The organism is Gordonia sp. L191, assembly GCF_030077625.1.
In the GTDB taxonomy this organism is placed as follows: Bacteria; Actinomycetota; Actinomycetes; order Mycobacteriales; family Mycobacteriaceae; genus Gordonia; species Gordonia polyisoprenivorans_A.
In genome coordinates this window covers 2,507,230-2,533,018 of sequence record NZ_CP125996.1, presented here as the reverse complement: position 1 = coordinate 2,533,018, position 25,789 = coordinate 2,507,230, and the positions used below count along the sequence as shown (strand labels likewise).

Annotated in this window: 4 protein-coding genes; all 4 read right to left on the bottom strand. The window is 69.8% G+C overall.

All coding sequences use genetic code 11. From position 1 onward, the window contains the following. Nucleotides 1-5: 5 nt before the first annotated feature. Genes QNM97_RS11295 through QNM97_RS11280 form a run of 4 tightly spaced genes read right to left on the bottom strand, consistent with a single transcriptional unit; the run spans nucleotide 6 to nucleotide 25,703 of the window. Nucleotides 6-1,337 (bottom strand): MFS transporter, encoded by a 1,332-nt coding sequence (locus tag QNM97_RS11295; RefSeq protein WP_283822797.1) that lies wholly within the window; start codon nucleotides 1,335-1,337, stop codon nucleotides 6-8. Further along, nucleotides 1,337-14,803 (bottom strand): non-ribosomal peptide synthetase, encoded by a 13,467-nt coding sequence (locus tag QNM97_RS11290; RefSeq protein WP_283822795.1) that lies wholly within the window; start codon nucleotides 14,801-14,803, stop codon nucleotides 1,337-1,339. The genes QNM97_RS11295 and QNM97_RS11290 overlap by 1 nt, the downstream gene beginning before the upstream one ends. Next, nucleotides 14,800-22,491: a non-ribosomal peptide synthetase gene (locus tag QNM97_RS11285; protein ID WP_283822794.1), complete on the bottom strand. Its 7,692-nt coding sequence runs from the start codon at nucleotides 22,489-22,491 to the stop codon at nucleotides 14,800-14,802. The genes QNM97_RS11290 and QNM97_RS11285 overlap by 4 nt, the downstream gene beginning before the upstream one ends. Beyond that, nucleotides 22,488-25,703 (bottom strand): non-ribosomal peptide synthetase, encoded by a 3,216-nt coding sequence (locus tag QNM97_RS11280; protein WP_283822793.1) that lies wholly within the window; start codon nucleotides 25,701-25,703, stop codon nucleotides 22,488-22,490. Before QNM97_RS11280 ends, QNM97_RS11285 begins: the two co-directional genes overlap by 4 nt. Nucleotides 25,704-25,789: the final 86 nt, after the last annotated feature.

Here is a 25,789-nt window from a genome sequence, read left to right as displayed (position 1 = left end):
AAAAGTCAGGACACGGGGATCGCGGCCGGGTGTTCGCCGCGCACGCGGATCAGCGAGCGCAGGAGCACCGCGCAGAGCAGCGACAGAACCAGCAGCGTTAACCCGAAGTAGATGACGGCGTCGGAGGCCACCCAGATCGCTCCGTATGCTCCGGCGACCAGCGAGCCGACCGTCACCCCGCCCACTTCCTGTGCCATCCAGATCCCATTGACCCGCCCGAGCAGCGGACCGGGGGTGTGTTGCTGGATCAAGGTGTAGCGCAACACCTCCTGAATGGACTCGAAATACCCGACGACGACGAGCAAGCCCAGCATGAGCCACGCGTAGGGCGCGAGTCCGAACGCGATCATGATCACAAAGGTCAGCGTGAGCGCGGCCAGCAACACCACGCCGGGCCAGCGGAGTCCGCCGAGCCAGCCGCTGGTGATCGCGCCCAGCATCGCGCCGGTGGCCACCGCGGCGAACAGCAGGCCGGTGATCGAGGCGTTTCCGTCGAAACGCTGCGCCACGAGCGCCGGTAGCAGAGCGACGATGCCCGGCGCGAACATCGCCAGCGTGCCCACCGCCATCACCGCGGTGATCACCCGCTGGGTGCGCAGGAACCGCCAGAGCGACGGTGTCGTGGTGGGGGCGGATTCGGTGGTCGTCGGGTCGTCCGGGGTGCGGTCGGCGGGCTCGTCGTAGGCGCGCTCCGATCGGTCGCCGAAAATCGCGGCATCCGGTGGGAGACTCGGCAATCCGAGAAGGATGAGCACCGCCACGGTGGCCAGCACCGCGGCCGTGACGTAGGCCCACTGCACGCCGGCCGCGCCGATGATGAATCCGGCGACGCCGGGGGAGACCGCCGATCCCAGGCGAACACTGAACGCCCCGAGCGCACCGACCGAGGGGAGATGTCTCCTGTCGATGAGCGTCGGGATGGCCGCCATCAGCGCGGCAATGGACAGCGCTCCGATGAGCCCGTCGGTCACCGCCAACGCGTAGAGCACCGGTAGCGCCGCGGACTCACCGAAGACGCCGAAGGCGTTGGCCGCCAACCCCACGAAGGCGAGCGCGGCCGCGCTGCGCCCGATGAGGATCAGTGATCGCCGGTCGAACCGGTCGGCGAGGACACCGCCGAGCGGCATGCCGAGGAACGTCGCGAGGCCGGTGACCGCGGTGGCGGCGCCGACCTGCATCGACGATCCGGTCAGGTCGTAGACCTGGACCGGTACCGAGACCAGCAGCATGCCGATCCCCACGAGGGAGATCAGCCGGGCCACGAAGATCCGTCGGAAGGGCACGCTCACCCGTAGCGGGGTGATGTCGATGAGCACTGCTCGTACGGCTGCGGCCATCAGTTCTCTCCACGTGTCGGGGTCGGGTCGTTGTCGGTCAGTGTCGTGAGCGCGGCAACCCACCGATCGGCCAGTGCGGCCACCGTATCGTCGTCGACCACGCCGGGCTGCGACACCCACGTGGCGCTCAGTTGCGGACCGTCGGGTCCGTCGTGGGTGACCACGTTGACGACGAGGCCGTAGGCGGCGGGCATGAGCTCGCCGGGGCCGATCTCCGCCGATTCCGGGGCCATGGCCCATCCGTCGAACTCGAAGGACCGGTAGCGGCCCAGATAGTTGAATTCGATGGCCGCGGTCGGCAGATCGACTCCGGCCACATGACGTAGCAGGCCGTAACCGAGTCCCCCGTCGGGGATCTCGGCGCGGGCGGCGGCCAGCGCGCGGGCCTGTCCGGCGGCATCCGATCCGCCACCGACCACAACCGGATGCACGGCGGTGAACCATCCGACGCTGCCGGTGAGATCGGCACCGGGGACGGCCTGCTCCTCGCGGCCGTGCCCCTCGAGGTCGACCAGTGTTGGCGCGGGTAGTGCGGCACCCAATGCGCCGAGCAACACGTCGTCGACACCCACCCGCAGGCGCGCCGGCAACGGACCCAGCACCGCTTGCGCGACCGGCGTGTCGACCGTGACCCGATGCCGGTGGGCGTGGGCCTCGCGATCGGTGTCCGGGGCCGGTGGCCGCGAGAACACCGTCGCGGTCGCCGAGCCGGTGAGCCGTTGCCACAGGGGGAGTTCGTCGCGGCGATCGGCTGCCACCAGTTCGGTTGCCCAACCGGCGAATCCGGTCGGAACGGGGCCGAGGGAGACCGACTCACCGGCGACGATCTGGGTGTAGGCGGCGATCAGTTCGGGGACGACCACACGCCAGGAGACGCCGTCGACGACGAGGTGGTGGATCTGCAGGAGCAGACGTCCGGGCTCATCTCCGAAGTCCAGCCACACCGCCGACATCATCACCCCGGCTTCCGGGTCGAGGTGCTCGCGTGCCCGCTGCGCCACCGCCATGACATCGCGGTCGGTCTCCCGGCGCACCGGAACGGGTGCCGAATCGGCGGGAATGTCGAAACGCCAGGGGTTTTCGTCAGCGACGAGTCGTGCCCGCAGCATCGCGTGCCGCGCCGTGAGTGCCGCCAGCGCCGCGGAGAGGGCCTCCACGTCGAGTCCGACGGGCGCGGTGAGCAGTGCGGACTGATGGAATCCGGCGATGGTCCGGGCATCGGATCCGGCGACCGACTGCAGCCAGCGCACGATCGGGGTGGCCGGGACCGGGCCCGACTCGAGACGCGGCAGGGCCGCGGCGTCGGTGACCTGCCCCGCCGCGGCGGTACCCAGGCGTGCGGCGAGCTCGGCCGGGGTGCGGTGGGTCATCACGTCACGGGGGCCGACCACGAAGCCCTCCGCGCGCAATCGTGCGACGAGTTGCATCGCGACGATGCTGTCACCGCCGAGTTCGGCGAAGTCGTCGTCGATGCCGATCTCGTCCGCGGCGAGATCGAGCACCTCGGCGAAGGCCTCGCAGATGCGGTGCTGCTCGGGTGTTTCCGGGGTGCGGATGACCCGATCGAACGACGGCTCCGGTAGCGATCGACGGTCGATCTTGCCGTTGCTCAGAGTGGGGAAGGCCGCGCACACGACCACGACCGTGGGCACCATGTAGTCGGGTAGTGAGGACCGTAGCCGCGCGCGGATGACGGAGGCCTCGGGTGCCCGATCCCGGGCCGGCACCACGTACCCGATCAGATGACCGGCCCGCGCCACCGCGATCGCGGCCGAGACGTCAGCATCGGCGAGCATCGCCGCCTCGACGTCGCCGAGTTCGACGCGGTGCCCGCGGATCTTCACCTGATCGTCGCCCCGACCGCGATACTCGATCGCCGCCTCGCCCGGTCCGTTCACACCTGCGGTCGTCCAGCGCACCACGTCGCCGGTGCGATACATCCGGGTGCCGTCGCCGGCGATCGGGTCGGCGACGAACCGCTCGGCGGTCAGTTCACCACGGCCGAGGTAGCCGCGGGCCAGCCCGGCACCGGCGAGGTACAACTCGCCGTCGACGCCGTCGGCGACCGGCAGCAGATGGTCGTCGAGGATGTAGGCGCGCACCCCGTCGACCGGACGGCCGATCACCGGTCGGGGCGTGTCGGACACCCGCGCGACGAGCGCATCGACGGTGCCCTCGGTGGGACCGTAGAGGTTGTAGGCGTCGGAGTCCGGTAACGCCCGCAACGCCTCCCACTGTTCGCCGGAGATCGCTTCACCACCGAAACCGATTGCCGCCATCGATCTCTCGGCACCGCCGAGCTGCCGAAGATGTGACGGGGTGAGTTCGAGGAAGTCCCACCGCTGCTCGAGGAGGGTGGCCGCGAGAGCCTGCGCGTCGCGCTGGACCTCGGCGTCGACGATGCTGACCTCGTGCCCGTCGAGCAACCACAACTGCGGCTGCCAGGAGGCGTCGAAGGCCAGTGACCAGGCGTGTCCGACACGCAGCCGCTCGCGGCCGGCGCGCGCCACCGCAGGCCGGTGCAGCATCCGGCGGTGGCTGGCGAACAGGTTGCTCAACCCGCGATGGGTGATCACCACGCCCTTGGGTGTCCCGGTCGATCCGGAGGTGAAGATGAGATAGGCGGGATGGTCGGGATGGACCGGGGCGGTCCGCATTTCCGGCGACCACGGCTCCTCGTCGCCGCGGGGTGCGAGGAGATCGTCGTCGAGGCAGTCGATGAGGCGTCGCGGACGGGCGGCCTCGATCATCGCCGCCACCCGTTCCGTTGGGGTGTCGGGCTCGATCGGCAGGTATGCCGCGCCGGCATGGAGGACACCGAAGATCGTCTCCACCGCGGTGACCCCGCGCGGGAGACGGACGACGACGACGTCCTCGGCGCCGATCCCGGCGCGGATCAACCGGGCGGCGATCAGGTGGACCCGGTCACGCAACTCGCCGAAGGTGCGTCGGCCGTCCGGTCCGCGCAGTGCCGGCGCCGACGGGTCACGTTCGACGGCGGCGTCGAGCAGCACGTCGAACGTGGTCGGCTCGGGGCCGGGCCGGTAGAGCTCCCGACGTTCCCGGGACACTCGGATGTCCAACTGCCGCAACGACGTATCGGGCCGCTCGGCCATGAATTCGAGGATCGTGACCAGTCGCTGCGCCATCGCCTCAACGGTCGGCCGGTCGAACAGGTCGGTGCTGTACTCGATGACTCCGCCCACACGTGCCCCGGTCGATCCTGCTGTGGTCGCGTCACCCGAGGTCGAGTCCTCGGTGAAGTCGAAGGACAGATCGAACTTCGCGGTCGTCGGTGCGGGCAGCGCGGCGGAGGGATTCTGCTCCGGATCACCGCCGGGCAGTACACCGTCGACGTAGACCACCATCGTCTGGAACAGCGGGTTCATCGCGGCCGAGCGTCGTGGCACAACGGCTTCCACGACCCGTTCGAACGGGACATCACGGTTGTCGAGAGCCGCGAGGTCGGCCTCCCGCACCCGCGCGAGCAGTTCGGCGGCCGACGGATCGCCCGACAGGTCGGTGCGCAGGACGACGGTGTTGAGGAAGAACCCGACTAGAGACTCCAGACGCGTGTCCGACCGCACCGTCACCGGGGTACCGAGTGCGATGTCGTCTCCGCCGCCGAGCCGCGACAGCAACACCGCGACCGCCGTGCGCATCAGCATGAACATCGACGTCCCGGTGGCCGCGGCAAGGCGGCGCAGGTCGCCGACGAGTGCGGGACGTAGTGCGAGGAAGACCCCGTCGCCGCGCCCGGACGGTCGTGGCGGCCGGGTGTAGTCGTAGGGCAGCGCGAGTTCCTCGGGTAGCCCGTGCAGCGCCGTGCGCCAGAAATCGAGTTGTCTCTCGCCACGCCCACCCTCGATCAGATCTCGTTGCCACGCAGCGAAATCCGAGTACTGAAGGGGCAGCGGCGGCCACTGGGGTGCGTGCCCGGCCGCTCGCGCATGATAGGCCGTGGTCAGGTCTGCGCGCAGCGGCGGAGCCGACCATTCGTCGGTCGCGATGTGGTGGATCGTCACCAGCGCCACGTCGTCGGTGGCCGCCACCCGAATCGGGATCTCGGTCGCCAGGTCGAACGCATGCGCGGCCACCCGGGCGAGATGGGTCGGGTCGGTCACCGTCTCGACGACGATCTCGGGATCGTCGAGGACCTCGGGACGCTGGTCGGGGTAGCGGGTTCGCAGGATCTCGTGACGCGCCACCACATCGGCGACCGCCGCGCGCAACACCGTCGGATCGATGGTCTCGGCCGGGCCCGTCGGTCCGCCGGGTCGCCACAGCATCGGCACGTTGTAGGTGCTCGTGGGTCCGGCGACGCCGTGCAGCGTGAGCATCCGCTCCTGCCCGTAGGACAACACCGCGCGTCCATCCGCGCGACGTCGCAGTTCCGCTGTGCGCGTGGCGGTGTCGGGGTCGGCGTCGGCGGGCAGGGCGAGAAGGTGTGCGGCAAGCCCGGCGACCGTCGGGTGATCGAAGAGCGTCCGCAACTCGAGATCGTGGCCCAGCGTGTCGCGGATCAGGTTGATGGCCCTGATCGCGAGCAGCGAATGTCCGCCGAGGGCAAAGAAATCCGCGTGTACATCGTTGACCGGGTGGCCGAGCACCGCACCGAAGATCTCGGCCAGATCGGTTTCGATCGTCGAACGCGGCGCGGTGGCACCGGCGTCGGCGGCGGTGGCCGGTACGGGTAGCGCCGCCCGATCCAGTTTGCCGGTGTGGTTGTACGGGAACGACTCACACACCACGATCGGGGTGGGGACCATGTAGGACGGCAGACGTCGCCGCGCGGACCGCTCGGCCGCTGTGACCAGTGCGGTGTGATCGGCCGGGGATTCGGAGGTGCACGCGTCGATGACCGACGGGTCGGTGGGCACGATCCACCCGACGATGCGGTCACCGTCGACGCGAACGGCCGCGGCCGACACCCCGTCGACGGCGCGCAGACATGCTTCGATCTCGCCGAGTTCGACCCGGTTGCCACGGACCTTGACCTGAGTGTCGGCACGTCCGAGGTACTCGAGTTCGCCGGCACGGCGGACGACGAGGTCGCCGGTGCGATAGACCCGGGCACCGGGCACGTCGCCGGTGGGATCGGCGACGTAGGCCGCCGCGGTCAGGCCGGGCCGGTTGAGATAGCCGCGGGTCACCGGGATTCCGCGGACGTACAGTTCCCCGGTCACGCCGTCGGGGACGCGCCGCAGCGACCCGTCGAGGACGAGCAACTCGGTGCCGGCGACGGGCCGGCCGATCGGCACCGTCGGACCCGTGACGGTGCGATCGGCGAGCCGGTCGGTGACGACGACGGTGGTCTCGGTCGGGCCGTAGGCATTGATCAGCGACACCCCGGGAGCCGCGGCATCCACCCGTCGGGCCAATGCGGCCGGCAGGGCCTCACCGCCGGCGATGATGTGGCGCAGGCTCGGTAGTCCGGTGAGGTGGTCCACGAACAACTCGAGCAGCGAGGGCACGAAAACCGTGGTGGTGACGGCGTACTCGTCGATGAGTCGGGCCAGGCGACGCGGATCCCGGTGGTCGCCGTCCGCGGCAGCGACCACCGTGGCACCGGTGACGAAGGGCAACAACAACTCCCACACCGCGCCGTCGAAGCCGACGGGTGTCTTGGCGAGGACCACATCGCCGGCGTAAAGGCCGCCGGGGATGGTGTCGCGCCGCCAACGCAACACGTTGACCACGTTGCGGTGGCTGACGACGACACCCTTGGGTGTGCCGGTCGACCCCGAGGTGTAGATGACGTACGCCGCATCGTCGGGACGCGCCGTGCGACGCCGGGCTCCGGTCGCACTCGTGGTGCCCGCGTCGCTCGGCGATCCGTCGGCGTCGAGGAGGATCGTCGCGATGGCGGGCGCCGCCGCCCGCGCGGTGGATGCGGTGACGGCGTCGGCGAGTACGGCAGCGGGTCGGGCGTCGTCGAGGATTGCCGCGACACGTTCGGTGGGGACATCCGCGTCGATCGGCAGATAAGCTGCGCCACTGCGCAACACGCCCTGCAGCGCGACGAGCTGCGCAGCCCCGCGGGACATGAGGACGGCGACCACGGGTTCGGCGATGCCTGCGACGTGCTCATCGAGCCGATCCGCGATCCGCAGTGCGGCTGCGCGGGTGACGGCATAGGTGAGTGCGGTGCCGCTCACGTCCCGGATGGCGAGGACATCGCCGTGGGTCCCGGCGCACTCGTCGAGCAGATCGACCACGGTCGTGGAGTCGTCGGCCGTGCCGCGCGGACCCCGTTCCTCGGTGCGCAGTCGCGCGATCTCGGCGTCGTCGAGCAGAACGATGTCACTCACCGGGACATCGGGATCCTCACCGACCGTGGCGAGTACCCGCATCAGACCGCGCAGCAGGGTACGTGCCGTCGACGGATCGAACTGTGCGGTCGCATATTCGAGCGCGACACTCAGTTCGCCGGAGTGAATGAGATCGACGACGGTGAAGCCGAGGTCGAACTTCGCGGCCTCGGCGACCAGCGGCGTGAACGTGGCCCCGACGCCGAGGAAGCTCTCCGGAACCGCGTCGAGCGGCAGATACGAGACACTGATCTGGAACAGCGGATTACGGCCCGACTCGCGGCGCGGCGCCAGCCGTTCGACGATGCGTTGGAACGGCACGTCCTGATGGTCGAAGGCCGCGAGATCGGCCGTGCGCACCCGCTCGACGAGTTCGCCGAATCGCGGGCGGCCACTCACGTCGGTGCGCAGCACCTGCGTGTCGACGAAGAACCCGACGAGATCGTCGAGCGCCGGATCGTTGCGCCCGGAAATGGGGCTGCCGAGCGGGATGTCGTCGCCGGCACCCACCCGATGCAACAGAACCGCGACCGCGGCCTGCACCACCATGAACATGCTGGCGCCGTGCGCCGAGGCGAGGGCGGCCAGGCGGGCCCGGGTCGCCGCGTCCACGGTCGCGGTCTCGGTGGCCGCGGGTCCGGTCGCACCGGGTCGTCGCGCACGATCACGCGGCAGCGGCAATTCGTCGGGTAGATCGGCGAGTGACGAGGCCCAGAAGTCGAGTTGCTCATCACCGCGTTCGATGAGCCGATCCCGTTGCCAGAGCGCGTAATCGGCGTACTGGACCGGCAGCGGTGCGAAGTCGGGTGCGGTGCCCGCCGCCCGCGCGAGATATGCGGTGCTCAGATCGGTGAGCATCGGCCGGTCCGACCATTCGTCGGTCGCGATGTGATGGGCGGCAATCGTGAGCACACCGGCGAGAGTGCCTGTCGGGGAAGGCTTCTCCAGCAGATCCAGACGGAACCGGATCGGAGGAGCGGTACGCAGGTCGAACGGCCGGGTCAGCGTCTCGCGGGCCCGTTCCCCGAACACCGCCTCCGGATCGTCGACATCTCCGAGGGTGTGCACCTCGACAAGCGTGTGCGCGCCGATCATCTCGGAGATCTGCTCGACCGGCAGGATCGATTGGTGCGCGGCGAGATCGGTGGCGCTGCCGGTGGTGTCGGTACCGTCGCCTCCGTCGACGATGACGGTGCGCAGGCTCTCGTGGCGGATCAGCAGGTCGGCCACCGCGGCCCGTAGGGCGTCGGGGTCGATCGCCTGGTGCAGGCGGATCACGTGACCGTAATGGTAGGAGGTGTCGGCGGGATCGAGGCGATAGAGCACCCACAGCCGTTCCTGCGCCGGGGACAACGGGATCCGATCCGGGCGGGGCCCGACGACGATGTCGGTACGCGACCCGGTGAACTGCACCCGGGTGGCGATCTCGGCGGGAGTCCGAGCCTCGAACAGATCACGGATGGTGATCTCGGCGCCGAGCTCGCCACGCAACGCCGACACGAGCTTCATCGCCGCCATCGAATGTCCGCCGAGTTCGAAGAAATCGTCATCGGCACCCACCACCGGATCGGCGGTGACCGTGCCGGCTTCGACGGCGGCTCCGACTGTGTCGACGGCGGCTCCGCCGCGGAGCCCGAGGACCTCGGCGAACACCTCACACAGCCGACGCTCGAGGTCGGTGCGCGGGGCCCGCCGGGTGGAGGCCGGCGCCGGCTGGGGCAACGCCCTCACATCGAGTTTGCCGTTGACCGTCATCGGGAACCGCGGCACCGACGCGAACAGGGTCGGCACCATGTAGTCCGGCAACGTCGCAGCGAGACGCCTGCGCACGTCGGCGACGTCGACACCGAGCTCCGGATCCTCCGGGATGAGATAGGCCACAAGGCGTTTGACACCCGGTGCGCTGGGATCCTCGGCGGCGACGACCGCCGATCCGGCGACGTCGTCGAGCGCGGTGAGCGCGGCATCGATCTCGGCCAGCTCCACGCGGTGACCGCGGACCTTCACCTGATCGTCGGTCCGACCGAGGAAGTCGAGGTTGCCGTCGGCGCGAATCCGCATCAGATCTCCGGTGCGATACAGCCGCCCGCCGGTGGCGAACGGGTCGGCGACGAACCGCTCGGCCGTCAGATCCGGCCGCCCCAGGTAACCACGCGCCAGGCCGGCACCACTGATGTACAACTCGCCGGCAACCCCGGCCGGCACGGGACGCAGCCACCCGTCGAGCAAGTGCGCACGGGTGTTCCAGATCGGCGTCCCCACCGACGACGTGTCGGACTCGTCGGTGCCGATACCGAGTGTGTTGATCGTGTACTCGGTCGGCCCGTACAGGTTGTAGCCGAAGGCCTTCGGGTGTTCACGCAATGCCGTCCACACCGGATCGCCGACGGCCTCGCCACCGAGCAGCACCAGCGGAGGCACATGCGTGGCCTCGTCGAGGAGGCCGTCGGCGAACAACTGCGCCGCATAGGTGGGGGTCACGTTGATGACGTCGATCCGATGACGTGCGCAGTAGGCGACGAGCGCGGCGGAGTCGCGACGCAGATCCTCGTCGCAGACGTGCACCTCGTGGCCCTCGACGAGCCAGAGCAACTCCTCCCACGACATGTCGAAGGCGAAGGAAACTGTGTGCGCGATCCGCAGCCGCCCCTGCACACCCGCGGCGCGGGCCACCTCGATCGCCGGCTCGAACACCTTCTCCCGGTGGTTCAACTGCATGTTCGTCAGGCCACGGTAGGGCGTCACCACACCCTTGGGGCGTCCGGTGGACCCCGACGTGTAGATCACATAGGCCGGCCAGTCCGGGTCGACCCGCGGAACCGGCCAGGCGGGACCTGCGGTCTCGGGGAGGTCGTCGATCACCAACGTCGGTACCGCCACATCGGCAAAGCGCGCCACGACGCGGCTGTGCGACAGGATGATCTCCGGTTCGGCGTCGGCGAGGATGCCGTGCAACCGGTCGTCGGGATGATCGAGTTCCAGCGGCAGATATGCGGCGCCGGCCCGCAGGATCGCGAAGAGCGCCACCACCGTATCGATACTGCGCGGAACCGCAAGCGCGACAATGCTCTCCGCACCGATCCCGTGGTCGTACAACACGTGCGCCACCCGATCGATGTGGGTGTCGAGCTCGGCGTAGGTCATCCGGAGCCCGCCGAAGACGAGGGCCTCGGCGTCGGGGATCGACGCGGCCCGCTCGGCCAGCAGATTGGAAACCGTGAGATCGGGCAGCGGGTGGGTCGGGCCGTCCAGGCCGGCGTCCGCGGGAAGGTCGAGATCGACCGAGCCCACCGGGTCGGTGAGGTGATCGCCAAGGGCTGCCAGTGCTCGCCGGAACCGGGTGAGCAGCGCCGTCGCGGTCTGCTCGGAGACCAGATCGTCGCGGTACTCGAGCCGGAAACGGATGTCCGCCGAGGGGGTCACCACCACGGCCACCGGATAGTGCGTGTGATCGAGGCTGCCCTCACCGATCACGTCGTGCAGCGCCGACTGCTCGCGTTCCTCCTCGTCGGTACGGAAGTTCTGCAGCACGTAGAGGACGTCGAAGAGCGCCGGATGCCCGGTCTCCTGCTGCAGCCGCGCCAGACCGATGTGGTCGTGCGCCATCATCTCGACCCGCTCGGCCTGCATCCGCCGCAACAATTGACCGACGGTCTCCTCGGGCCGCAACCAGGTGCGCACCGGCACCGTGTTGAGGAACAGGCCGATCACGGTGTCGATGCCGTCGACCTCGGTGGGGCGACCGGCGACCGTCGAACCGAAGGCCACATCGCTGCGTCCGAGCTGCCGCGAGAGGGTCAGATTCAGTGCGGCCGTGAGGACCGTGTTGAGGGTGACACCGGCCGAGCGTGCATCGTCGCGCAGCCGCGCCGACAGCACGGCACCGAGCTCGACGTCGAGGCGACGGGGCGCCCGGGGAGTGGAGCCGGCCGCCCGGGGCGCGACCAGTGCGGGTTCGTCATAGCCGCAGAGGTGGTCGGTCCAGGCCGTGATCGACGCATCGTCGGATCCGTTGGCCGCCAGCCACTCCAGATAGTCCCGCAGTGATGCCTCTCGTGGCGGCACCGGGGTGTGATGAAGATGAGCGAGCAAGCGCGAGACGAACAGTCCACCGGACCAGCCGTCCCACAACAGGAATCGCCGGTTCACCACCAGCCGATCGCGGCCCCCGGGCAGATGGATCAGACGCATCCGCCACAGGGGAGCGTGGTCGAGGCGAAAGCTCGTCGCGCGGTCCTCGGCAAGGAATCGTTCGACGCGCTCATTCAGGTCGGAGTTGGGGGCGTCGGACAGATCGATCTCGGCGACGTCGGGGCGAACGTCGGCGGCGATGATCTGCACCGGTCGACCATCATGTTCGACGAAGGCGGCACGCAGCTCCGGATTGCCTTGCAGGAGAGCCTGTGCCGCGTCGGTGAGCGCCGCAAGGTCGATGCGATGGCCGAAGTCGAGCCAGAACTGGGCCGTGTAGATGTCGGCGTCGGCATCCATCTGCGCCTGGTAGTAGAGGCCTTCCTGCAGCGGCGTCAGCGGCCAGATGTCGGCGATCTCGCCGTGTACGGCGGTCAATGCGGCCAGTTCGTCGGGGTCGACCACCACGAGATGGTGCGAGGCCACCCGGCCGGCGGCGTCGATCAGGGCGTCGGCGAAGGCCTCGGCGTCGGCGACCATCCGTGGGTCGACCTCGACGAGCAGCGTCACCCCCTCCGATTCGACTTCCTCTGCGATGTCTCCCGCTGAGACGATCCCCTCTGCGACGATCCCCTCTGCGACGACGCTGACCCGGACCGGGTGATCGGTCGGCAGACCGTAATCCCCGACGAGCACCGCGGGCTCGGCGATCTCGCCGGTCGCCGCCGCGGCCGTGAGCGCGGCGCCGACCTGCGGAGACAGATGTCGCAGGAGATCGAGCGCCGGACCGGGCACCGGCATCGCGGTGCCGTCGGCGAGGTCGATACGGGTGGGGGTGAGCCCCTGGAACGGGCCGGTGGTGCGTTCGGCGCCGGCCGGCCGGAGGTCGGAGACGACATCGACGAGCAGGTGAGTGCCGATGCGTCCGGCGTAGACCGCATGGACTGCCTCGGCGATCGCCGAGAGCAGTTGTCGGGGGCTGGGCGTCGCGGCAACCGGAACCGCACGGCGACAGATGGTTTCGGGCATGGCGGCATCGGTTGCCGCTGCCCCGTCGTGAGGCGCGGGGAGAGCTGCGCCCGGTGCGAGGATCTCCATCCATCGGGGCAGGGCCGAGGTGTCGGTGGCCGCCGCGGTCAGTTCGGCGGCGGCCCGACCGAGGGACACCGGGACCGGGTCGACGTCGGGGTCACGACCGGCGGTGACATCGGCGAGGCCGGCGAGCAGATCGGCCCGCAGGATCGACCGTGACGTCGGGTCGATGATCGCGGAATCGAGGACCACCGTGAGGGTGTCGGCGTGCACACCGAGGATCGCGTACGGCGGTCTCGGCCGCGACCCGGCCTCACCCGAAAGCTCGACGAGCCCGATCGTTGCGTCGTCGGTCGGTGCTGTGGTCAGTGTCCAGAGAATCGGCAGGGGACGCGAGATGTCGGTGCGCAGCGCGTCATGACGTGCCGAGAGGCGACCGAGAACATTCTCTATCGTCTCGGTGGCCGTCTGCGGGGGCAGTGGAACGCGAATCCGACTCGGCGGCAACCCTTCCGGATCGTCACCACCTGCGCGAAGCCGGAGCAGGGCCGGCGTCAACGCCGCCGTCGGCGCGGAGTCGTCCTGGCGGACGGGAGCGGCGTCGTCGAGGTGGACGAGACGCTCTCCGGGACGGTCGGCGAGGCGGGTGAGGAATTCGTCGAAGGCCGCGGCGATCGAGCGTGCCTGCTCGGCTGCGCCGTCGACCGCACGAACGACCACCTCGGCGGGAAGGCTCTTGCGGCGCAACTGAATCTGGATCTCCACGTCGGACACCGGGCCGGATGCCAAGGCATGAACAACCATGGGCTCACCGCCCATGGTCTGGGTCGTGGTGTGCGACATGACGTTCACGCCCAGACCGAACATGCGATAGGGGCCGGTCGATACGGTGGGGTCGGTCGATACCGTGGGGTCTGTCGACGTGGCGGGGTCTGTCGATTCGGCGGCAGTGGCGGCGAGTGCGCGACCGAGATCCTCGCCGCGGAATCGGCTGTGCGGCAACAGCGAGAACAGGGCACGGTCGACCCGTCGGGCGAGGTCGGTGAGACGATCGCGATCGGATGCCTGCACCCGCAGCGGCAGGACGCTGGTCACCATCGACGGGGTCGTCCGGATCCGGCGGTCCACCCGGCCACTGACCGGCAGCGCGAACACCAGATCGTCCTTGCCGGTGCGGGTGTGGGCGAAGGCCGCGACCGCGGCGATCAACATGATCGTCGGCCGGACCCCGGCGCGCGAGGCACAGTCCCGGAGCACGGACAGACGTTCGACATCGATCTCGAAACGCGCGTGTGCTCGTCCGACCCCCGGTGCCACCTCACCATCGAGCAGCCGCACCGGGTCGGGCCGGTCGGACATCATCGTGGTCCAGTGGCGGCGATCGGTCTCGAACCCCTCGCCGGTGCGATAGGTCTGCTCGGACTCGATGATTTCGCGTAGTGTCCAGGCCGCGGACGGGGTGGCGCCGTCGTACGCCGACCGGACGGCCTCGCAGAAGGCGACCAGACCCATTCCGTCGCAGACGAGATGGTGCACCTTCAGATAGATGTACACCGTCGACGGCTCACCGGCGGCGCGCCCTCCCACCTGCAGCAGACAGCACTCGGTCAAGGGACCGGCGTGAATGTCCATGGGCCGCGCCATGTCCGCGGTCATCCACTGCTGGGCGTCGTGACCGCGGAGGTCGACGATCGGCACGTCGAAGTCGTCGATCGGCAGGATGACCTGACCGAGATCGCCATCGTGTTCGGTGAACACCGCGCGCATCGCCTCGGCACGATCGATGGTGGCCAGGACCGCGGAGCGGAGGCGCTCGAGATCCAGTGACGCCGTGGCCTCGATGTAGAGCCCGGTGTTGTAGAGCGCGGGATCGGTGGCCACCTGCAGCCCGAAGTAGATGTCGCGTTGGCCGGCGAGTACGGGCAACACCTGTTCGCCCGCCCCCCTCGCCGAGGCCGGCGCGGATACGGACGGTTGGGTCGTCGAGGTCACGTGGGAACTCCAGAATCGTCGAATGCGGACTCGTCACGTGCGGACAGGGCGGCCAGGGTGGACAACGCGTCCGCCCACGCCTCACCCAGTCGCCGCACCGCGTCGTCGCTCAGAAAGCGGTGCAGGTAGCCGAATGTCGCCGAGAGAACGGGCCCGTCCAACTCGTCCCGGCACACCACGTCGATCTCGAGAAGATGGTCGCAGCCGAGATCGGGGTCGGGCAGCGCCCGCAACGACGACGACTCGGCCGACGGCTGCCACGCCCCGCCGCCACCCACGGTGAAACGGCCCAGGTAGTTCAGCAACACCGAGGCCCTCGGCATCGTCGCCAATGCCGCCGAGGTCTGCGGATTGAGATGGCGCAGCATCCCGTATCCGGCTCCGGCGCCGGGCGTGTCGTGCCATTGGCGGTCGGCGTCTCGGACCGCGCCGAGCGGGTCCACGGCGTCATCGACGGGTCCCGACAGACGCAGCGGGGCCATGGTGGTGAACCACCCGACGGTGTGCGAGAGATCCATGATCCCCAGGCCGGCCGCCTCGGTGTCGCGGCCGTGACGCTCGGTGTCGACGATCAGGTCGACGGTGTCGAACACCGCCGAAGCGGCAATCCGCAACGCACCCAGGAAGATCGACGTCACCCCGACGCCGAATGCGGCAGGCGCCTCGGTCACCAGCACCCGCGAGGTCGCAACGTCGAGGACGACCACATGACGACGTTGGTCGCCGACCACACCGCCGGCCGCGGGCACACCGGGCAGCAGGTCGCCGCCGGGTGCGAGGACCCGAACCCAGTGATCGAGCTCGCCGAGCAACTCGGGTGCGCCCGCGCGCACCGCCACCGCTGCGGCATGGTCGGCGATGGACGCATCGGGGCCTGTGGGCAGTCTGCCGTCGCTGTGGAAGGCCGCGAGGTCGTCGATGAGGATGCGCCGCGACACGCCGTCGACGGCGAGGTGATGGATCACCAGGATCAGTCGACCCGCGTCCGCGTCGTTCGCGGGCCGCAGATGAGTGACGGCGAGCATCCGACCCCGTGTCGGTGCCAGGCGTGCGGCCGCGGCGTCGGAGGCGACGGTGACGGTGTCGGCGACCGTTCCGTGGGCGTCGATCGGCATCTCGACGAGGAGGTCGGTGGCGCGGACCGATCCGGGCGGCGACACCGCCAATCCCCACACCCCGGCGGTCGCGGACAGGGTCATACGCAACGCGTCGTGATGATCGAGCAGCGCCTGGAGTGCGGTGGCGAGGAATTCGGTGCCGGCATCCGGTGGCGTGTCGATCACCAGCGACTGGTTCACGCGATCCACGGTGCCGCCGAGCTCGCGCAGGCGGTGCATGATCGGCAGCAGGGCGACGGGTGTGGGGGCCGAGTGCGGGGCGGCCGTGTCCTCCGCCGCACCGCCGCTCGGCGCGACGATCGGTTCGGCAACGCCGGCGAGGCCGGCGACGCTACGGTGCGCGAACACGTCGCGCGGCGTGATCCGCAGGCCCCGGCGTCGAGCCCGGTTCACCATCGTGGTGGAGGTGATGGAGTCACCACCGAGAGCGAAGAAGTCGTCGTCGACGCCGATCGAGGCCGGATCGATCCGCAGCGTCTCGGCGAAGATCTCCTGCATCATCCGTTCGGTCTCGGTGGCCGGTTCCCGGCCCGCACCCGACTCCGCCGGGGGTACGGGATCGGGTAGCGCCGACGCATCGGTCTTTCCGTTGGTGGTCAACGGGATTCGATCGATCAGTGTGATGGCGCCGGGCACCAGGTGATCGGGCAACCGCTGCGCGAGTGCGAAGCGGACGGAGTCGGCGGTGAGGTCGGTGCCGGCCGGATGGTGTTCGGCGGTAACGACGTAGGCGAGCAGGCGGTGATCGCCATCGGGGCCGGGACGGGCGATGGTGGCCACGTCGGCCACGCCGGGCAGCGAGCTGATCGCCGCGGACACCTCGCCGGGTTCGATGCGATAGCCACGGATCTTGACCTGCAGATCGCTGCGCCCGACGTAGTGCAGCTCACCGGTCGCGGTGTGGCGGAACAGGTCTCCGGTGCGATAAGCGAGTCCGCCCGGGGTGGTCGGGTCGGCGACGAATCGGGTGGCACTCAGTGCCGGACGGTGCAGATAGCCCGTGGTGACCTGCGGGCCCGACAGATACAGCTCGCCGACGACGCCAACGGGAACCGGGCGCAGATGCCGGTCGAGCAGTCGCCCGGTGAATCCGGGGAGCAACGCGCCGACGTCGCTGCCGGTGGCGTGAGCGGCTGCGGCGGCGTCGATCTCGCGGTGGGTGGCGTGCACGGTGATCTCGGTGATGCCGTACATGTTCACCGCGCGGACGCTCGGGTGACGGCGCAGGAAGCCCGTGAGCCGTCGGGGGTCGAGGGCTTCGCCACCGAACACGAGGTAGCGCAACGAGGACAACGAGGTGGGGTCGGACACGTTGTCGTACAACGGTTCACCGGTCTCGTCGGCCGACGAGACCGTGGCGTCGAGAGCCGCGAACGCCGACGGGGTCTGATTGAGGACGGTGACGCCCTCGGCGGCGATCAGTGCGGCGAGATCGGCGGGGGACCGGGTGGTGTCCCGATCGGCGATCACCAGCCGCGCGCCGGTCGACAACGCCCCCCACATCTCCCACACGGAGAAGTCGAAAGCATACGAGTGGAACAACATCCACACGTCGTCGGCGCCGACATCGAACAGGCCGCGGGTGCTCGCGAGCAGCGCGCACGCGTTGCCGTGCGTGACCCGGACGCCCTTGGGACGCCCGGTCGATCCGGAGGTGAAGATGACATAGGCCGTATGCCGGGCGCCGATCGTGATCTCGGACCGCTCGGCCGGTGGGCCGTCCGACGCGCGGCGGGTCAGGTACTCGGCATCGACGGTGAGCGTGGGCCGGGCGTCGTCGAGGATCGTCTCGATCCGCTCGGCCGGGTAGGCGGGATCGATGGGTACGTAGGCTGCTCCGGCGCGCAGCACGGCGAGAACCGCGATCACCTGATCGGCACCGCGGGGCAGCACCAGTGCCACCAGGTCGCCCACCGTGACGCCGTCGGCGACCAGCTGCGACGCGAGTTGCGCACTACGGGAGTCGATCTCGCGGTAGGTCAGGGAGGTCGTGCCGTCGCTGATCGCGACCCGGTTCGGGTGTGTCGCCACGGTCGAGGTGAACACCTCGACCAGCGAGGACGGGCCGGGGGAGGATTCGGGTGCGCTCCGGTTCTCGTCCGGAACCCTTACCGACGCAAGCGCATGCACCGCATCGGGCATGAGCAGCCGGGACAGCCTCCGGCCGGGGTCGGTGGCCAGCGCGTCGAGCACCGCGACGGCGCGATCGGCGAGCCGGTGTGCGGTGTTGGCGTCGAACAGATCGGTGGCGTATTCCAGTCGCAGTCGCAGTCCACTGCCGTCGCCGGTGTCGGGCAGCCCCACGAACTCGTAGGTGAGATCGAATTTGGCCGTCCGGGTGGGCGGAAACAGCGGCGTGGCCTCGAGTCCGGGGAACTCCGGTGCCACGATGGGATCGCGGTACTGCACCATGGTCTGGAAGAGCGGGTGCCGGGCCAGCGATCGGGTCGGCGCGAGCGCGGCGACGAGCTGCTCGAACGGCAGATCGGCGTGCGCATACGCGTCGAGGTCGGCGCTGCGGACACGTGCGAGGACCTGTGCCAGAGTGGGATCTCCGCGCAGATCGGTGCGTAGGGCGAGCGTGTTGACGAACATCCCGATCAGGTCTTCGGCGGCGGCGTCCCCGCGGCCGGCGATCGGGGTGCCGACCACGATGTCGTCACCGGCACCGGAGGCGGCGAGGCTCAGCGCGACCGCGGCGTGGACCATCATGAAACGCGAGGTACCCGTTGCTGCCCCGAGGCGGTCGAGGGCATGGCAGACACCGAGCGGGAGCGTGCGATGAACCTCGGCGCCACGATGGGACGGTTCGACCTGTCGGGCGCGATCCAGTGGTGGTGCGATCTCGTCGGGTATCCCGTCGAGCGCCTCCCGCCAGTACGAGAGTTGCCCGGCGGCAAGCGAATGCGGATCGGACTCGTCACCGAGCCGGGCCAGCTGCCGGATCGTGTGGTCGACGAATTGGATCACCGGGGCGACGGGAACCCGATCACCTCGGTGCTCGACGGCGGCGCTGTACCCGGAGGCGAGTTCGTCGAACAGTTGTCCCGCCGACCACTCGTCCGCGGCGATGTGGTGCACCGTGATCAGCAACACCGATGCTGTCGCCGACAGGGCGATCAGGTCGGCGCGCAGGACCCGGTCGCGGGCGAGATCGAAGGGCCGTGCGATGAGCGCGGCCATGACGGTGTCGAGTGCGGCTGGGTCGTGCTCGAGGCGATGCTCGTCGAGTGTCGTCGCCACCGTATCCGGGGCATCGATGACGGGATGGCCGTCGACGATGCGGGTTCGCAACACCTCGTGGCGGGTGACGATGCCGTGCAGGGAGTCCCGCAGTGCTTGAGCATCGATCGCGGTGCCCGCGTGGGCGTCGAGTCGAACGGCGAAGGCCACCGTATAGGCGGAATCATCGACCCCGGCCTGAAACAGCAACCGTTGCTGCGCCGGGGACAACGGCAGCGGATCCGGGCGCTCCGCGTCGGTGGGCTCGGACCCGCCGCTGGTGTCGTCGTCGGCATCCGTGGCGTCGGTGCCGTCGGCAACGGGGAGCAACCCCGCCAGGTCAGCGAGCACCGGGTTGTCGAAGACGTCGGCGACCTGCAGTGCCCGGCCGGTGGCGACGCGCAACCGGGTCACCAACCTTGTTGCCGAGAGCGAGTGGCCGCCGAGGTCGAAGAAGTTCGCATCGGCGGCCGGTTCGTCGATGCCGAGGACGTCCCCGGCCGCGGTGACCACGAGTCGTTCGTTGTTGGTCCGCGCCGTGCGTCCGCCGGTGGTCGGAGCGTGGTCCTCGGGGGCGGTCAGTGCCCGGCGATCCACCTTGCCGCCGGGGGTGAGCGGCAGCTCGTCGAGCACGGTGATCGTCGACGGCAGCATCGCTGCGGGCAGGACCCGATCCAACGACGCCGTGACCGACTCCGGTGCCGCGGTCCCGGAGACGAACGCGTGGATTCGGTGGTGGCCGTCGCGAGTTCGGTTGGTGATCACCGCGGCCTGAGCCACGCCGTGCACGGCGGTCAGGGCGGCCTCGACCTCGCCGAGTTCGACTCGCACGCCACGGATCTTGACCTGTGTGTCTCGGCGTCCGAGAAGGCGTAGACGCCCGGTGGTGTCGATGAGCCCCCGGTCACCGGTCCGATACATCCGTGCACCGCCGGTGACATCGGCGACGAAGTGGGTGGCCGTCCACTCGGGGTGCGCGCGATAGCCGCGTCCGAGTTGACCTGCGCCGGAATGTGTCTCGGACACATACACCTCGCCCGCGGTACCCACGGGTACCGGGCGCAGCAGGTGATCGAGGACGATGATCCGGGTGCCTGGCACCGGCGTGCCGACGTGGATCGCCCCACCGTGCTCGCGTGCGATCGCGCCCGTCGTCACGTCCCCGGCGACCTCGGAGGAGCCGTAGGAGTTGACGACCTCACCGGCATGAGGGGTGAGCGCGTCGGCAACGGCCGCGGTCAACGGTTCACCGGAGACGATCCACCGATCGAGATCCGGTGCGCGACCGTCCTCGACGACGGTGTGCGCGAGTGAGGGCACGGCGGTGATCTGCCGGACACCGTGGGCGGCAGCGAGTTCGGCGAGTCGCCCGGCGTCGCGGAGATCGGCGTCGGAGGCGAGAACGACGGTGGCCCCGGCCGACAATGCGCCGAGGAGCTCGGTGGTTCCGTCGATGAAGGCGATCGAACTCTTGGCCAGGATCACCGGGGCGGCCCAGTCGGTGGCGGCCCAGGAGAGCCGACGGGCCAGGGCACCGGCGGTGCCGACGACCGCCTTCGGCGTACCGGTGGAGCCGGAGGTGTAGACCAGGTACGCGGCCGAATCCGGATGTGGCGACACCGGTTCGGTGCCGGCGGCGCGCTCGGTCTGGGTCGGTGCGGTAGGGGTCGGTGCGGTGCGGGTCAGTGCGGCGACGAGGGCGTCGTCGACGACGAGATCCGGGCGCGAGTCGGTGAGCATGAAGTCCACGCGCGCGCTCGGATAGGCGGGATCGATCGGCAGATAGGCGGCGCCGACCCGGAGCACGGCGAGCAGCACGGCGACCAGCTCCGGCGTGCGATGCGCGTGGATCGCGACGATCGATTCGGTCCCGATGCCGCGCTCCCGGAGCCCGGCGGCTGCACGCGCGGCGGCGCGGTCGAGGTCGCGGCGCGAGACGGCAACCTCGCCGGCGAGGAGGGCGACCGCGTCACCCTGTTCGGCGGCGAGGCGTGCGATGCGCTGGGCGGCCGGCTCGGCGGCGGTGACGGGTGATCCGCTCACGATGGAGGCGTCACCGCGATCCGAACGCGGCAGTCGGCCGCGTGGTGTGTCCGGCGCGGCGGTGAGGGCCGCGAGCATGCCGAGAAGGCGGTCGAGCAGGTCCGGGTCGGCGCCGCGGTGCTCGAGCAGAAGTCGGATGTCGGGTTCGTCCTCCACGAGGACTGTTGCGGCGTAGGTGTTCTCGTCCTCGAGGTGGGGTCGGACCGTGCCGCGGGGAAAGCTCTCGAAGACGAGCAGCGTGTTGAACAGCTCCCCGAGGCCGGTTGCCGCGCCGATGTCACCGAGGGCGGTGTGGTGATGGGGGAGCAGGGCGAGCTGTTCGCGCTGGAGTCGGGTGATGAGTTCGCCGACGGTCTCGGTGGGGTCGAGCCTGACCCGCACCGGGATCGTGTTGATCAGCATGCCGACCATCTCGTCGACACCGGGCAATGCGGGATCGCGGCCCGAGACCACCGCGCCGAAGACGACGTCGTCGGAGTCGTCGAGGTCGGCGAGCACCAGCGCCCACGCGACCTGGATGAGGGTGTTGGCCGAGGCGCCCACGGATCGTGCGATGGTGCGCAGCCGCCGCGATGCCTCGACACCGAGGGATCGGGAGATCACCCGGGAACGATGTGCGGCACCGGGATCGACCGGCACGAGGGTCGGTGCCGGCAGGCCCGTCAGCGCGCGACGCCACGAGTCCAATCCGTTCGGCAGCGTCGTCCGCCATCGGTGGAAGTCACTGATGGGAACGACCGGGTCGAGCGGTTCGCCGCGCAGCAGGTGCACGATCTCGTCGACGACGCGATGCAGGGACCATCCGTCGAGGGCCACGTGGTGGACCACCAGCAGCAGGTGTGCGGTACCGGCGAGCGCGTCGCGGGCGACGACCGCGCGCAGGGGAGGTGCGGTGGTCAAGGGAATCCCTTGACGGCGCAGGGATTCGCGGAGGCTGTCGGGTCCGCCCGACTCGGCGGGGTCGACGGTGTCGATCCGGACCTCGACGTCGGTGTGCACGCGCGCGACCGGCGCCCCGGTGCGCCGGCGTGTGAAGGAGGCCCGCAGCATGGCGTGCCGGGCGATCACCGTCTCCAGTGCCGACCTCACCGCCGAGTCCTCGATGACGCCGGGTGTGACGGCGGCCAGGTCGAGATCGGCGATGATCAGATACGGGTCATGCGAGTCCTGCTCGCGAGGGCGTGTGGAGTGATAGACGATCGCCTCCTGCACCGGCGTCAGCGGCAGCACGTCCTCGAGGGCCGGCTTGGCCTGCGCATCAACGCTTTCGGTGACGGCGCCATCTGTTGCCTCCGGTGCGTTCACAGCAGGTCCTCCCCGATCAGGTCGTCGAGTTCGTCGGCGTCGATCCCCGCGGTGGTGTGCGCGCGAGGCCGCAGACGCTCACCGGGCGCCGCATCGTCTCTTCGATCGCCGCCCGCCGATCGGGAGTCGCTCGACGCGATTGCCGCGAGCCGCGCGACGGTCGGATGGTCGAACACGTCGAGTGGCGTGAAATGCACACCCGCGGCGGCCGCGCGTACGACCACACGAACGGCGGTAAGGCTGTCACCGCCGAGCATGAAGAAGTCGTCATCGGCACCGACGTCGCCGACCCCGAGGACCTCGCCGACGATCCCGGCGAGGCGACGTTCGGTGTCGGTGACCGGGGCGCGACCATGGCCGGTCAGAGCCCCGAAGTCCGGTGCGGGCAGGGCAGTGCGATCGACCTTGCCGTTGGGGGTCAGCGGGATCGCATCGAGCACCTGTACGGTGGCCGGGATCATGTAGTCGGGCACTCGCCGGGCCAGGTGTGAACGCAGCGCCAACGGGTCGAGCCCGGAGTCCGTTGCGGGGGTCGCGTAGGCAACCAGCCGACCGTGTCGATCCACCACGACGGCGCGCTCGATCGAATCGTGCTCTGCCAGTGCAGTTTCGATGTCACCGAGCTCGATCCGGAAACCACGGATCTTGACCTGGTGGTCGGTGCGACCGAGGCATTCGATCTGTCCCGCTGTCCGGCTGGGTCGCGCTGTCCGACTGTGTTCCCCTGTCCGGCGGCGAGCCAGATCGCCGGTGCGGTACATGCGTGACCCGGGCGCCCCGAACGGGTCGGCGAGAAAACGAGTGGCGGTGAGCCCGGCCCGCCGGTGGTATCCGCGGGCCAGACCCGCACCGGCGAGATACAGTTCGCCGATCGCGTCGTCGGGGACCGGGCGCAGGGTGGCGTCGAGGATGCGGACCCCGGTATTGGCGATGGGGGAGCCGATCACGATCGCGCGTTCATCGACCACCGGCGCGGTGGTCGACCAGACCGTGGTCTCGGTGGGCCCGTACATGTTGCGTACCGACGCCGCCGCACCGATTAGGCCGACGGCGACGTCGGTGGGAAGTGCCTCCCCGCCGACGAGAACGTGCACCCCGTGGAGGGCGTCGGCGTGTCCGGAATCCAGGAGCGCCGACCACAACGACGGGGTGGCCTGCATGTGATCGATACGGTGGGTGCGCAGCAGTGCCGCGAGCCGTCCGGGATCGTGGACATCATCGGCGTCGGCGAGCACCACCGTCGCGCCCGCGGCAAGGGGGACAAGGGTTTCCACGAGGGCGATGTCGAAGGAGATGGTCGTGACCGACAGCACCGATCGACCCGGGCGGTAACCGATCTCGTCGATCATCGCGTCGGTGAGGTTGCGTAGTGCGCCGTGGTCGACGACGACACCCTTGGGGTTTCCGGTCGAGCCCGAGGTGTAGATGACGTAGGCGGGATCGCCGTCCCGACCGCCGACGCGACCGGCGCGCCGGGTCGACGGTGCGGCGTGTTCCCGGAGCCGACGGACAACCACCCCGCCGGGTCCCGGCTCGACGACGGCAATCGGGTCGGCGTCGGCGAGGGTCGCCGAGATCCGCTCGGCGGGAAAACCCGGATCGAGCGGCAGGAATGCCGCACCGCTGCGATGGACGGCGAGGAGCGCGACGACGAGATCCACGCCGCGGGGTAGGGCGACGGCGACGATGTCCTCGGCATCGAGAGCGCCGAGCTCGTCGGACACCGAGGCGACACGGGCGCGCAGTTCATGATGGTCGATCCGTTGCGTGCCGCAGATGAGCGCGACCGCGTCCTCGGGTTGGGCGGCGATCCGATCGAGCAGAGACGTCACACCGATCGGCGTGCTGGTCCGGGCGTCCTCATCACGGATTCGGGCCGCGAGGCGCTCGTCGGCAGCGCCGTCCAGCGCGACCGCGCCGATGCCCACGGTGGGCCCAGAATCGGGGCGTACAGCGTCGATGGTGCGGGCCGCCGTCTCGGCGAATTCGGCTATGCTGCCGACGATTTCGTCGACGCGCTGTGGTGGGTACAGGTCGGCGTCGGCGTCGAGGACCAATTCGAGATCGCCGTCGAGATCGGCGGCGGTGATCGCCATGTCGACGAGCGGACCCCGGGCCAGCGACCGCACGTCGGCGACATGCCCGCCGACGGTGACGGTCGCCGAGAACGGCTTGATGTTGAGCGTGGGACCGGTCGCGCCGTCGACGCCTCGTCGCCGCAGGTCCCGGACGATGTCCTCGCCACGGTATCGGGCGTGGGGGGAGACGGCACGCAGGCGGTCGGTGACCCCGGCAGCGATGTCGGCGATCGAGCGGTGTGCGGGCGTGTGGACACGCAACGGAATCACGTTGACCGTCGAGCACGCGCAATTGGCCACGGGGGAGCCGAGCCGGTTCATCATCGGGAAGCCGAGCACGACGTCGTCGGTGCCCGCGAGCCGGCCGCAGAAGGCGGCGATGACGGCGGTCAGGGTCGACGGATTCCGGGTGAGTGCTCCGAGCGCGGGAATCACCATGCGGCGGGTGAGGATTCGCGAGGCGACCCGATGACCGCGCGGGCGGTCCGACAGTGTCAAGGGCGCCGTAATCCCGGCCAGTTGGTCGGCCCAGAAGGTGCGGTCGTCGACTCCTGCTGCGTCGACTCCTGCTGCGTCGAGTCCATCGGGCAGGTCGGTGACCGATCGGAGTCGGCGCGGATCGGCCGGATCGTCGTAGAGGTGGCCGATGCGGCGGGTCAGGAGGCCGAGCCCGTAGGCGTCGAGGACCAGGTGGTGAGCCACGATGAGCAGGGCGATCCGGTCGCCGGCGCACACGATCTCGATGCGGGCACAGGGGCCGGTCCGCGGATCGATGGACCCTGCGACGACGCTGCGCGCGTAGTCGAGTGGCGCGTCGGCGTCGCCGCCGCCTCGGAGGTCGACGCGGGTGACCGGCACTGGGTCCCCGAGGACGAAGCGCAGGCCCGAGTCCGTCTCGGGGTCGGTGGCGGTGGTGGGCTCGATGAACCGGGCACGGAGCAGATCCGCTTCCGTGACCGCCGCCGCGACGGCGGCGGTCAGCCTGTCGAGGTCGGGCGCGGAACGGAATTCGACGAGCTGACCGATCGTGAACACCGCAGACGTCCCGACCACCGACTGCGCGGCCCACAGCCCCAATGCGGCCGCGGACGCGGGGTACGAAGGCTCGCGAGCGGCGAGATCGAGCTCAAGCATGATAGGAGAGCCTACCCTTGCTTAGGCAAGGATCATCACACGGGACATCCTACTCGGCGCGCGCCCTGAAATTAGGCCAGGCTAAG